Raw genomic sequence first — 12,897 nt, 5'->3', positions numbered from 1 at the left:
TGTTTCAGACTTTTAATGACAACGGCTTATAAGCGATAAATTTTAATTTTTCATTTTTGGAAAATTACTTGAACATCTTTGTTAAAACGCGTGTATTATACTTATTCCTCTACTACGACATTAAAGTTCGCCATAATTCATACATCTAAACACTTGCTATCTCATATCTTCATTCGCATTTAAAATGCTATAACCATTTTAAAGTGGCATCCGATTCATTACGAGAAGGTAGCAATGTTTCAATGATTAATAAAATCGTACATATCCATGCAATCACATTAAGTAAGATGGCTATGCTATTGATTTGAATCAAATCAAATGAAATGTTCATAATAATAGACACAGCTATAAGAATGATGGCAGAAGTTCTTCTTCTTCCTGCATCATAAAATCGTCGCAATGTAATAGCAAACATTGGTATAATCATTGCCAAAACAAAAATCCCAACCAATATTGACAGGATTGTAGCAACAACAAAAGCACCTGAAATAAAAGCAATAACACCAATAATAGCTACAATAAATATACAAACAATATGAATCAGCACTGGTGTCCAGAACTCTAATCTATTGGATTTACTTTGAAAATCTATATATTTTTTCCAAAAATCTTTATACGCCTCTATCATATTTGACACTCCATTTTTCAATTAAAGTTATTTAAATATTTATTATTCATAATAGCGTAATCGCACACCTTCTAACAAGTACTAGCTACATATCTAGTTTAAATATATGACTTAACTACTTTTTCTAGCACGACAGGTAATTCTATTAATGCGCTCTGCTTATGCAGACGCTCACTTAATTTATGAGCATCTTTGCCGTTGGGTCCTATCAACAATGTAGGTGCACTGATGGCTTTTATTGATTCAAAAGGAATAGTGTATGTACGATTGAAATTTGGCGTATTTTGCTCATATATAACCATCTGTTCCATATCTCCATCAAACTTTAAATAACTCGTATCACTGATGCCATTAAAATAATATACTTGTTCACTACTACGCTGAAATTGTTCATTTAGTGTATGTTTCACTAATTCTATAGTTGAGGATACGTGCTTGTCGGATGAAGCATTAACAGCTGGATAATAAGGTGAAGCAAAAAATGTCACTACAGCTGGCGCTATATTCTTACATATTTGCATCAGCTTATCTGCAACATGAATATTCTGTAAATGTAACTCTGACGTTTCTTGAAGTGTTTGATCTATAAGATTAGTGATTGCTTCTTCACCGTACTGTTTAACAACATATTGCCTAAGTTGCTCATATGTCAGAACATTAATTTTTTTATCGAATTGGTAATCTTCTGTTTCTAATACAGATAGCCAATCCGATTCACAACGCTCAACAGCAGTGATGACCGTATTTATGAATTCTCTAAAAACATCTTTAGGTGTTTTGTTAAATAGAAAGAAGTTAAATAATCCTATGGTTTTGTATGGCGTTTGCACATCATATGTATCTTTAATATCTTTCATCATTAATGTTACAGGTACAGGTGTGGATTCATTTTCAAAATGTTCTTTTAGCTGTGTGTTATATTCTACCGCTTGTGCAATATAACTCATCATAAAGTTAGCACTCAAACCTTCAAGAGGCTGACCGACATGTGTTTCCTTTCCATAGCACAGTACTGCTGGCATGATTTTACCAATTGATCCTGAATATATATAATGTTTTTCATCTGAAGTAGCTTGCTGAAAAGTAGGTTCACTATTCAAATGTAATTGTATATCTAAATCGTAGTTAGCTTTTAATTCTGCTAATTTTTCTACCGCTTTTCTCATACCAGAAGAATTTACTTCCTCGTCTGGAACCGTAACTAAAATCAAATTAATATCCCATTGTTCAATGGATGCTAATTCAATTAAAGACATATGCAACATGAGACCTGCTTTCATATCCATAATCCCACGACCAAATAAGTAATCTTCACTAAGTAAGTCTTCTACAGCCCCTTTATCTAAATAATTTTGGTTTTCTAAAAAATACTGCTTTAATTTATCAGGATTACAAGCTAAATCATGAGCTAAACCAAATTCCGACACATCGACCGTATCATAATGACTAACAAGTACAATAGTTTTACCGGATTGGGAACCCTGATAAAAAGCAATTAATACTTCTTTATCATCATCCGTTAGTATTTTTTGAATTTGATTGGGATTGGTCTTAAAATATTTAAGTTGAAATAACAATTGGTTTACCAGATTAGGGAATGTTTTCTCTCCTTGTGTATTCGTAATTGATTGGTGATTTACAAGTTGTTTTAGTAAAGTTAAACGATCTTGTTCATTTTGCCATAAAGTTTGCATCAATCCAGACCTCCCTGTAAGCGTTTACTAAATTATAATATGATTTCCCAATGATAACCAATAATTTTACTGTACATTTCAAACTAATTTACGCATATGAGGTTTGTCTATATCCTAATTTTTTCAAATATACTACTCTAAAAAATGCACCCTTCTATGCTTGATGCTTAATCTAGCATAGAGGATGCATTTCATTTTGTTATTTACTTCAAAAATCTTATTACCATAACTAATTATTAAATTGCTTTTTCGGAATTAATAACCATACAAATACAAATGCAATGATTGCTAATGCAGCATTAAACCACAGTCCATACATGGCACCAACATGAATATTGTCACGAGCTGACATAATCGTAAATATTGTCCCTGAAATAGCTACACCAAATGAGTTACCAAGTGAAGATGCCATTTTATATACACCAGACGCGACACCTACCTTATCTTCTGGCGCAGTAGTAACAGCTGTATCTGTTGAAGGTGTGGCATACATACCTAAGCCCACACCATAAATTAAGTAACCTAACACACAACTGATGACATAAACAGGTGTAGGTAAAAAGGTTAACGAGATTAATAGAATCCCTATCGCATTAAGCCCTGCACCTATAAGCATTGGTTTTTTAGGACCGATTTCCTGTAGGATTTTTTCTCCGACTCTAATCATGATTAAAACAGCTACTAAGTAAGTAATAGTCATCATACCAGATTGGAATGAGGTGAAATGTAATCCCGATTGAAAATAAGTATTCGCAACAATAAGCGTCCCTGCTACAGCATTTAGTAAAAAGTTTGACACTGTAGCACCACTGTATGCTTTATGTTTAAAAAGTTTAAAATCTATCAATGGGTTTTTAACTTTGTTTTCAAATAATATAAATACAATAATTGAAATGATGAATATCACAATTAACATCAAAATAAGCGGTGAAAAGAAACCATAATTTGAAGATTGTGTAATGATTAAATTGACACTCAGCATTGCAACTATTAATATAATTAGCCCTACAAAATCAAATTTGGCACGCTTTGATGCCTCAGTTTGAATGGCTTTCGTTTCTGGCGTGTGTTTGATTAAATACATAGACACTAAAGCTACTATTATCGAAATAATAAATATAGATCGCCATCCTACAAAGGTAGCCATGATGCCACCAAAAAACGAACAAATTCCAGTACCACCCCATGAACCGATAGACCAGTAACTTAACGCACGTTGTCGCCTTCTTCCAATATAGTATTCATTTATAATTGCTAATGTCTAAGGCATGATACATGCTGCAGACAGCCCTTGTATTGCTCTCCCAAGTACTAACAAAGGGACAAAAATCCTGGAATGATAATAAGTAATGATCCAAGAACGCTTAAAGTCAAACCGATATAAGTCATTTTGACCCTACCATATCGATCTGCAAGTCTTCCTGTACCTACAACAAACAAACCACATAATAATGTGGTTAAACTTACGGCTACGTTTATCGTTCCATAACTAGTTGTGAAAGATGCTTCTAATGCAGGAACGATATTAACGAGCGATTGAGCAAACAACCAAAATGTTATTACTCTTAAAAAAATACCTAAAAGAAGTCTGTTATCTCCTTCAAATGGTTGTTCTGATTCCATATTATTTTGCCTCCTAAATCCCCGTAAAACAACCATAATCATTATTAATGATTTAACTTGTCCAGCTCCAAAACATTTTCTCTTGTCTTATAATAATGATTACATGGTAAACATGACTTTTTAAAATTCAAAACATTTTTTAAAAAAGTCAATAAGATAAAAATAACATTTACTTCAATTTATTGCTAAAAAAGAGCACACAAAGTGTATTAAGTAACTTTTTAATTATTCCACAAAATATATTGATAGCGTTTAAAAATTCTATTCTTTTCTATAAGAATAATTAATACATAATCAAAAATATGTATTATACTAGATAGACAAATTATCTATAAAGGTGTATGAGATGTTAAATTTATTTATTTTATTACTAGAACGTGTAGGTCTTATTATTATTATCGCTTATATATTAATGAATATTAATCACTTTAAAACAATGATGAATCAAAGAGATAAACGAAGTTCACAATGGCAGCTCATCATCATTTTCGGGTGTTTCTCTATGATTTCAAACTTCACAGGTATACAAATCAATGGCAATGAAGTCGTTAATGGCAGTGTCTATAATCACTTAGATCCTGAGGCTTCTCTCGCAAATACGCGCGTACTTACCATAGGCGTTTCAGGGTTAATTGGAGGACCATTCGTCGCTATTTTCGTCGCAATAATTTCAGGCATTTATCGTGTTTATATTGGTGGTGCTGATGCTTATATTTATCTGATTTCATCTATATTTATTGCGCTAGTATCCGGTTATTTTGGTTATAGAGCAATGCGTGCACGTCAGTATCCTACCATAGTTAAAGGTACTATTATTGGAGGTACTACAGAAGTTATTCAAATGATTTGTATCTTAATCTTTTCTGATAATACGGAGCATGCTTGGTCACTAGTTAAATTAATTGCTTTACCTATGATTTCAATCAACTCAATCGGTACAGCAATTTTTTTATCAATTATATTATCGACAATCAAACAAGAAGAAGAAACACGTGCTATTCAAACACACGATGTTTTACAACTAGCAAATGAAACATTACCATTTTTCCGCTCAGGATTAAATGAGCATTCTGCCAAACAAGCAGCTACCATTATTTTAGATCTTATGCGTGTTTCGGCAGTCGCTATCACTAATCGTAAAGATATATTAACGCATGTAGGTGCAGCAAGTGATCATCATGTTGCCCAAAAACAAATCATTACCAATCTTTCAAAACAGGCAATACAAGCAGGTACTTTAAAAGAAGCATATTCAAGGGAAGATATTGGTTGCAATCATCCTGAATGCCCGCTTGAAGCAGCCATTGTCGTTCCATTAAGAGTCAAGAATGATGTTATTGGTACTTTAAAACTATATTTTACTAATAGGCACGATGTTTCTCATTCCGACAAACAGTTAGCATCTGGCCTTGCAGAGATATTTTCTAGTCAACTTGAATTAGGACAAGCTGAAACACAAAGCGCTTTAGTTAGAGATGCCGAAATCAAATCACTACAAGCACAAGTAAATCCGCACTTCTTTTTCAATGCCATTAACACAATTTCTGCCTTAGTCAGAATTGATAGTGAAAAAGCAAGAAAGTTACTGTTACAGCTCAGCCAATTTTTCCGCTCAAATTTACAAGGTGCACGTAACAATACGATTTCACTTGAAAAGGAATTGCAACAAGTTGAGGCTTATTTATCACTGGAACAAGCACGTTATCCAGATCGTTTTGATGTTTCATTCAATATTGAAGATTCATGTTATGGTGCACTTGTACCACCATTTGCAATACAAATACTTATAGAAAATGCCATCAAACATGCCTTTAAAAACCGTAAATATAACAATCGTATTATCGTAACCGCTTATAAAACAGCAGATGGATTATATATATCAGTTGAAGATAATGGTTCAGGAATCCCTGATGATAAAATTAATAATATAGGTAATACACGTGTTTATTCTGATTTAGGCACAGGTAGCGCCTTAGAGAATTTAAATCACAGATTGGAAGGCTTATTTGGTATTACAGCTAAAATGCATATTCATTCCAGCAAAGAAGGTACCAACGTAAGTTATACTATTCCATTTTTCATAAGAGAGGACGAAAAACATTGAAAGCAATTATTGTAGATGATGAACCTTTAGCGCGTAACGAACTTCATTACTTATTAAATGAAATTCGTACGTTTGATGTAATTAATGAAGCAGAAAATGTTTCAGAAACATTAGAACTCTTACTTTATGATCGTTATGATGTAATTTTTTTAGATATTAATTTAATGGAAGAGAGTGGACTCGATTTAGCAAATAAAATTAACAAAATGCAAAACCCACCACATATTATTTTTGCTACGGCACATGATACTTTCGCCGTTAAAGCTTTTGAGCTAGATGCGACGGATTATATTTTAAAACCATTCGAACAAAAACGTATTGCACAGGCCATCCATAAAGTTGAAACAGCGCTCGATCACGATACTTATAAACAAGCAAATGATGTCAGCCAGCATCAAAATGATGCTCACAAAGAAAATACGCCAACTTCACAAATGGTTTTACCTATTGAAGTAGATGAGCGTATTCATATCATTAATTTAGAAGATATTATTGCTATTTCTGTTAATAACGGTATTACTACGATCAACACCTTACAAGAAAATTATCATACAACTGAACCACTTAACCATTACGAAAAAAAAATTGCGGATCCTTTGTTTATGAGAATTCACCGTGCCACGCTTGTTAATAAATTACACATACAAACAATAGAACATTGGTTTAACTATACCTATCAACTTACGATGACAAATGCATTAAAATTCCAAGTCAGTCGCTCATATATGAAAACGTTCAAGCAGAATATGGGCTTACTTTGAATGTCACATCGTAATTAATGCAACTCAGTATATACGTTTCGTAATTCACCTTTAAAACGACTAGTAGCAACCGTTTTCATATTATAATTAACTCAAGATTAATTCGGGAGGAAATACATTATGGAAACAAACAAAAAACAAACTGAGAAGCAGCCTAGTCATTCAAAAACGTATAACTTTTTTCATCAAGTACTAGTGCTGGCAATCATCATGCTTTTATCAAATATTATCGAAAGTTTCATGCCTATTCCAATGCCAGCATCAGTGATAGGTCTAGTCTTATTATTTATCGCTTTATGTACAGGGATTGTTAAACTTGGGGAAGTTGAAAAAGTGGGTACGACGCTAACAAATAATATTGGTTTCTTATTTGTACCTGCAGGTATTTCAGTTATTAATTCTTTAGGCGTATTAAGCCAAAGTCCGATCTTGATTATATTGCTAATTATCATTTCTACAATCTTATTATTACTATGCACTGGATTTTTCTCACAAATGTTAATTACAAAATCATTTATACCTAAGAAAAGAAAACCTAAACAGTTAACGGAGGAAAAATTATGATTGAACATTTAGGCATTAACACACCATATTTTGGAATTTTATTATCTATTATACCTTTTATCGTAGCAACGATATTATTCAAGAAAACGAATGGCTTCTTTTTATTTACACCATTATTTGTCAGCATGGTCTTCGGTATAGCATTTCTAAAGTTAACAGGTATAGATTATGCAAATTATAAAATCGGTGGCGACATCATCAATTTCTTTTTAGAACCTGCAACTATCTGTTTTGCGATTCCGTTATATAAAAGACGTGACGTGCTCAAGAAATATTGGAAACAAATCCTTGGTGGTATTGCTTTCGGAACGACAGCTGCTTTGGTATTTATCTATTTCATTGCAAGTGCTTTCCAATTTTCAAATGAAATCATTGCATCTATGTTACCACAAGGTGCTACCACTGCCATTGCTTTACCAGTATCAGCCGATATTGGTGGTATTAAAGAACTAACATCATTGGCAGTAATCTTAAATGGTGTCATTATTTATGCTTTAGGTTCCAAACTCATTAAATTATTTAACATTACAAACCCTATTGCTCGTGGGCTCGCACTTGGTACAAGTGGCCATTCATTAGGAGTGTCATCTGCACAAGAATTTGGTGAGACAGAAGCTTCAATGGCCTCTATTTCACTAGTAATCGTAGGTGTAATCGTAGTCGTTGTTGCACCAATTTTAGCAACAGTCTTACTATAATATCTAAAATCACAACGATAAAAAGTTAGAACATAAACAATGCTTGCTCAAGCTTAAGCGTCAATTTCTATGATAAATATAGAAGTTGACGTTTTCTTTAGTTTTATGAAACCTAAAATTTTCTCCCCCCGTTTTTTCTTATATTTAATACAGTTTAATTAAATATAAATGTTTATATCATTTTATATACGTTTTGAAATTTTTTAAAAATTAACGTTACATGTTTCCCGAAAGATTTTACTTTACATAGAATATAATTTTTAACAATTATCAGAAAATTAAAATAACATCCTTTTATATCCTTGTATTTTGATAAGAATTATAGTACTATGCATTTATTATAAACATTGGAGGTTCTATTAAATGACATTATATTTACTCGAAGCAAATAATCTTGATTTCGCAAAGTCTAAAAAAGACTTAGAAGATAAAGCAGCAAAACTCACTACTGGTGAAGTACCAACATTAATTGAAGTACAAGCAACAGAAGATTTAACACATGGCTATTTTATTGTAGAAGCGAACAGTGATACAGAAGCTAAACAATTTCTTGAAGATGCATCTATCAACATTAATTTAGTTAAAGAAGTACGTTTAGTAGGTAAAGACTTAGAAGAAGTTAAAAAAGGTGATGCACACGTTGATTATCTTGTTACGTGGAACATCCCAGAAGGTATCACAATGGATCAATATTTAGCGCGTAAAAAGAAAAATTCTGTCCACTATGAAGAAGTCCCTGAAGTTCAATTCCAACGTACTTATGTATGTGAAGATATGTCAAAATGTATCTGCTTATATGATGCACCTGATGAAGACGCCGTTCGTCGTGCAAGAAAAGCTGTAGATACACCTATTGATGATATTGAAAAATTATAACTAAACTTTCTCTTTATATTTATAATTCCATAGGTTTAGTTAGCAAAAGTTATTTATAAGTATGTATCATACTCGTCACACCATTGCTAGCTAACAATCTTATTTAAGCTAAAAATTGGGGTAAACTTATAAATAACCTAAACACTATTCAAGGAGCGGCAATATGAAATCAAATGATACATTTTAGATTTCTGCCGCTTTTTTTTTATCAAAAAAACATATTAATTAGATAGGAATAATAGAGGTGTTGCCATGATTCGCATTAATCACATCCAACATCAATTTGGAGACCATCGTGTTATCGATGATTTTAATTTAAATATTGAAAAAGGTAAAATAGTTACTTTTCTAGGTAAAAGTGGTTGTGGAAAGTCTACCATGTTAAACATTATAGGCGGATTTTTAACACCTTCGTCAGGTACTGTTAAAATTGAAGATCAATTAAAACAAAATCCATCACCTGATTGTTTAATGATTTTTCAGCATCATAATTTACTGCCGTGGAAAAACATTAATGACAACATTCGTTTAGGATTAAATCGCGAAATGAGTGATGGTGAAATCAATAATTATTTAAAATATGTTGATTTAGATCATAAAGGAAAGACGTTTCCAGAGCAATTATCTGGAGGAATGAAACAACGCGTAGCACTTTGCCGTGCACAAGTCCATCAACCCAAAGTCATATTGATGGATGAACCATTAGGCGCACTGGATGCTTTTACACGTTATAAATTACAAGATCAACTTGTACAACTCCAAAAACAATCTACAGCTACGATTATATTAGTTACGCATGACATTGATGAAGCCATTTACCTTTCTGATCACATTATCTTACTCGGCGATGGCTGTAATATTATAAGCCAATATTCAATTGAACAATCACATCCGAGAAATAGAAATGATAGTTATTTATTAACTTTAAGAAATAATATTATGGAAAAATTCGCATTAAACCACCATCAAGCAGAACCTGAATATTACATATAAGGAGTTGTAACTATTGAAAAAAATAATCATCTTTCCAATAATTATGATCCTTATACTAAGTGCATGTAATAATCAATCTATACAGAAGAATAATCAACATAATCAACCGCAAAAGACTTTAAAAATTGGTTATTTGCCAATTACACATTCTGCTAACTTAATGATGACTCAAAAAGTAAAAGCACAAGCTAAACATAATGGTTATAAATTAAAATTAATTAAGTTTAATAATTGGCCAGATCTTATGGATGCATTAAATAGTGGGAGAATTGATGGCGCATCAACCTTAATAGAATTAGCTATGAAATCTAAACAAAAGGGTGCTGATATTAAAGCAGTTGCGCTAGGACACCACGAAGGTAACGTCATTATGGGACAAAAAGGTGAAACGGTAAACAATTTTAATAATGAGCATCAGTATCGATTTGCCATCCCTCATCGTTATTCAACGCACTACTTATTATTGGAAGAAATGAGAAAACAATTAAATTTGAATGCTCAAACATTCAGTTATCATGAAATGGCTCCAGCAGAAATGCCAGCTGCCCTAAATGAACATAGAATTTCTGGATATTCTGTGGCCGAACCTTTTGGCGCATTAGGAGAAAAGTTAGGCAAAGGAAAAACTTTAAAACATGGTAATGAAGTGATTCCCGATGCATACTGTTGTGCTTTAGTACTTAGAACTGACTTAATAAAAGATCAAAAACATGTTGCTCAAAGTTTTATATCTGATTATAAAAAAGCTGGATATCGAATGAATGATAAATCACAAAGTGTTGATATTATGTCTAAGCACTTTAAACAAGATCGAAAAGTATTGGAACAATCCGCAGAATGGACATCATATGGCAATTTATCTATTAAAGAAGATGGTTATCAAAAAATTACACAGTTGATTAACCAACATCAACTTTTCGAAACACCATCTTATAAATCATTCGTTGATCCAACACTGTATAAGGAGGCATAAGCAGCATGTCAGGTAATTTAATTAAAAAGCAAACTTTACCTATACTAACATTTATACTTTTCTTATTTATTTGGCAATGTGTCATTTGGATTGGAGATTATAAACCGATATTACTCCCAGGTCCTATCCTAGTAGCACAGAGTATTTGGCATTTTATTATTACCGGGGAAATATTTACCCATCTGGGCATCAGTTTATTTCGATTTTTTATTGGATTTAGTATCGCAATTTTAATTGGTGTCCCAACAGGTTTTATTTTAGGTCGAAGCACCTTATTGCACACTGCAATAGAGCCGTTATTTCAACTTATACGACCTATTTCACCTATAGCTTGGTCGCCATTTGTTGTTTTATGGTTTGGTATTGGTAGTTTACCAGCAATGGCTATCATCTTTATCGCTGCTTTTTTCCCGATTGTATTTAGTACGATTAAAGGCGTTAGGAATGTTGAGCCACAATACTTAAAAATTGCGTCAAATATGAATTTAAGTGGTTGGACGTTATATCGTAACATCTTATTCCCCGCTTCATTTAAACATATTATGGCTGGTATTCACATGGCAGTGGGAACAAGTTGGATTTTCTTAGTTTCAGGTGAAATGATTGGAGCCCAATCTGGACTAGGATTTTTAATCGTAGATGCGCGTAATATGTTAAATTTAGAAGATGTATTATCAGCGATCTTCTTTATTGGACTCTTTGGATTTTTGATAGATAGAATAATTAGTTATTTAGAAAAATTAATTTTAATCAGATTTGGAGAATAAAGGAGTAATTTATATGACTTTACAAAAACGTATTGAAACAGAATTAGATCCCTATGTTATTGAAATTGATGAAGGGAGTTATTACCCACGACCATTCATTCAAGGCTTATTTAGAGATGGCTATTTTTCTGAAAATGACTTAAAAAATAATCTAGAAGTCATTGAAGAAGTCTCAAAATCCTGCTTAACTACAGGTTTTTGTCTATGGTGTCAATTAGCATTTTCAACTTATTTACAACACGCAAATCAACCACATTTAAATAAAACTTTACAGCAACAGTTATTAAATGGAGAAATTTTAGGAGCAACAGGTTTATCTAACCCTATGAAATCTTTTAACGATTTAGAATCATTCAATTTAACACATCATTATAATGACAACACATTAATTATTAATGGCAAATTACCTGCAATAAGTAATATTGCGTCTGATCATTATTTTGGAGCAATTTCTAAAGCAAATGATACAGATGAGTTAGTGATGTTTATTGTAAAAGCGAATCAAAAAGGTATAACTTTAGATGAAAAATCAAATTTCTTAGGTGTCAATGGGTCGGCTACATTTGCTATTGAAATGAAAAACGTAGAGATCCCTGAATCACAAATTATAACAAAAGAAGCAAAAAGTTTTGCTTCTGCCATTCGACCACAATTTGTAGCTTTACAAATTCCTATAGCGCTCGGTTCAATCAGAGCTTCGTTAGATTTAATTCATAAATTTTCTGACGCACAAAATGGCATCAATAAATATTTAGAATTCGATATCAATGCGTATGAAAACCAATATAAACAGCTTAAAAACGCGTTTTATCATATTATTGAAAACGATGATTTAGACGATAATTTTGCTGAACTGATCAAAATTAAAAAAGAAGCTGGTTACCTATTATTAGAAGTAAATCAAGCTTCGATGGTAAACGGTGGTTCTAGAGCATATTCTTCACGTGCGCCACAAGCTCGTAAATTGAAAGAAGGTTTCTTTTTCGCTGCGCTTACACCTACGTTGAGACATTTAGGAAAATTAGAAGAAGAATACCGCACTACAGTTTAGTATACGAGTATAGATGAAAAATCAAAATCATAGACACACGATGACGACATGAAAAATTCGACAATGATATAAAATGATCGTCTAATATAAAAATAAATGGCTAATCCCTATCATCATGATATGCTCCCTTCAAAGTAGACACTTAAAAATGTAAACTTTGAAGGG

Annotated in this window: 11 protein-coding genes and 1 pseudogene; 9 read left to right on the top strand and 3 right to left on the bottom strand. The window is 32.4% G+C overall.

What is annotated here, in order from left to right; translation table 11 throughout:
* Window positions 1-187 precede the first annotated feature (187 nt).
* The 3 genes and pseudogenes from CD032_RS05805 to CD032_RS05795 all read right to left on the bottom strand — a co-directional run bounded on the left by CD032_RS05805 (window position 188) and on the right by CD032_RS05795 (window position 3,945).
* Window positions 188-628, bottom strand: a complete 441-nt coding sequence (locus CD032_RS05805) for a DUF805 domain-containing protein (protein ID WP_019468806.1) — start codon at window positions 626-628, stop codon at window positions 188-190.
* A 98-nt stretch (window positions 629-726) separates the two neighbouring features.
* Window positions 727-2,322 carry a M20/M25/M40 family metallo-hydrolase gene (locus CD032_RS05800; RefSeq protein WP_019468805.1) on the bottom strand — a complete coding sequence of 532 codons (1,596 nt, stop codon included), beginning with the start codon at window positions 2,320-2,322 and terminating at the stop codon, window positions 727-729.
* Between the two features lie 229 nt (window positions 2,323-2,551).
* Window positions 2,552-3,945, bottom strand: a pseudogene (locus CD032_RS05795) (MFS transporter).
* Between the two features lie 346 nt (window positions 3,946-4,291).
* Here CD032_RS05795 and CD032_RS05790 point away from each other — a divergent pair.
* The 9 genes from CD032_RS05790 (at window position 4,292) to CD032_RS05750 (ending at window position 12,732) form a co-directional block, all read left to right on the top strand.
* The gene (locus CD032_RS05790; protein ID WP_019468804.1) at window positions 4,292-6,049 is read left to right on the top strand and encodes a sensor histidine kinase; all 1,758 of its coding nucleotides are present in this window, start codon (window positions 4,292-4,294) and stop codon (window positions 6,047-6,049) included.
* Window positions 6,046-6,810 (top strand): response regulator transcription factor LytR, encoded by a 765-nt coding sequence (locus tag CD032_RS05785; RefSeq protein WP_019468803.1) that lies wholly within the window; start codon window positions 6,046-6,048, stop codon window positions 6,808-6,810. The genes CD032_RS05790 and CD032_RS05785 overlap by 4 nt, the downstream gene beginning before the upstream one ends.
* Before the next feature lie 120 nt (window positions 6,811-6,930).
* Window positions 6,931-7,374 carry an antiholin-like murein hydrolase modulator LrgA gene (gene lrgA, locus CD032_RS05780; RefSeq protein WP_019468802.1) on the top strand — a complete coding sequence of 148 codons (444 nt, stop codon included), beginning with the start codon at window positions 6,931-6,933 and terminating at the stop codon, window positions 7,372-7,374.
* A complete protein-coding gene (gene lrgB / locus CD032_RS05775) occupies window positions 7,371-8,072 on the top strand; it encodes an antiholin-like protein LrgB (protein WP_019468801.1) in 702 nt (233 codons plus the stop codon). Before lrgA ends, lrgB begins: the two co-directional genes overlap by 4 nt.
* A 363-nt stretch (window positions 8,073-8,435) precedes the next feature.
* Window positions 8,436-8,948, top strand: a complete 513-nt coding sequence (locus CD032_RS05770; protein WP_019468800.1) for a DUF4242 domain-containing protein — start codon at window positions 8,436-8,438, stop codon at window positions 8,946-8,948.
* Between the two features lie 252 nt (window positions 8,949-9,200).
* Window positions 9,201-9,941: an ABC transporter ATP-binding protein gene (locus CD032_RS05765; RefSeq protein ID WP_019468799.1), complete on the top strand. Its 741-nt coding sequence runs from the start codon at window positions 9,201-9,203 to the stop codon at window positions 9,939-9,941.
* A gap of 13 nt (window positions 9,942-9,954) precedes the next feature.
* Window positions 9,955-10,914, top strand: coding sequence for an ABC transporter substrate-binding protein (locus tag CD032_RS05760; RefSeq protein ID WP_019468798.1), 960 nt, complete (start codon window positions 9,955-9,957; stop codon window positions 10,912-10,914).
* A gap of 5 nt (window positions 10,915-10,919) precedes the next feature.
* On the top strand, window positions 10,920-11,681 hold the full coding sequence (locus CD032_RS05755; RefSeq protein WP_046207559.1) for an ABC transporter permease: 762 nt from the start codon (window positions 10,920-10,922) through the stop codon (window positions 11,679-11,681).
* A 13-nt stretch (window positions 11,682-11,694) separates the two neighbouring features.
* Window positions 11,695-12,732, top strand: a complete 1,038-nt coding sequence (locus CD032_RS05750; RefSeq protein WP_019468796.1) for an acyl-CoA dehydrogenase family protein — start codon at window positions 11,695-11,697, stop codon at window positions 12,730-12,732.
* The last annotated feature ends 165 nt before the right edge of the window (window positions 12,733-12,897 follow it).

This window comes from Staphylococcus cohnii subsp. cohnii, assembly GCF_002902365.1.
In the GTDB taxonomy this organism is placed as follows: Bacteria; Bacillota; Bacilli; order Staphylococcales; family Staphylococcaceae; genus Staphylococcus; species Staphylococcus cohnii.
This window is presented reverse-complemented; position numbering and strand designations above follow the sequence as displayed.

Excerpts from the sequence above, each read along its gene's own strand:
- CD032_RS05805 (WP_019468806.1), bottom strand. The coding sequence starts at position 628 with ATGATAGAGGCGTATAAAGATTTTTGGAAAAAATATATAGATTTTCAA.
- CD032_RS05800 (WP_019468805.1), bottom strand. The coding sequence starts at position 2,322 with ATGCAAACTTTATGGCAAAATGAACAAGATCGTTTAACTTTACTAAAA.
- CD032_RS05790 (WP_019468804.1), top strand. The coding sequence starts at position 4,292 with ATGTTAAATTTATTTATTTTATTACTAGAACGTGTAGGTCTTATTATT.
- lrgA (WP_019468802.1), top strand. The coding sequence starts at position 6,931 with ATGGAAACAAACAAAAAACAAACTGAGAAGCAGCCTAGTCATTCAAAA.
- lrgB (WP_019468801.1), top strand. The coding sequence starts at position 7,371 with ATGATTGAACATTTAGGCATTAACACACCATATTTTGGAATTTTATTA.
- CD032_RS05770 (WP_019468800.1), top strand. The coding sequence starts at position 8,436 with ATGACATTATATTTACTCGAAGCAAATAATCTTGATTTCGCAAAGTCT.
- CD032_RS05765 (WP_019468799.1), top strand. The coding sequence starts at position 9,201 with ATGATTCGCATTAATCACATCCAACATCAATTTGGAGACCATCGTGTT.
- CD032_RS05755 (WP_046207559.1), top strand. The coding sequence starts at position 10,920 with ATGTCAGGTAATTTAATTAAAAAGCAAACTTTACCTATACTAACATTT.
- CD032_RS05750 (WP_019468796.1), top strand. The coding sequence starts at position 11,695 with ATGACTTTACAAAAACGTATTGAAACAGAATTAGATCCCTATGTTATT.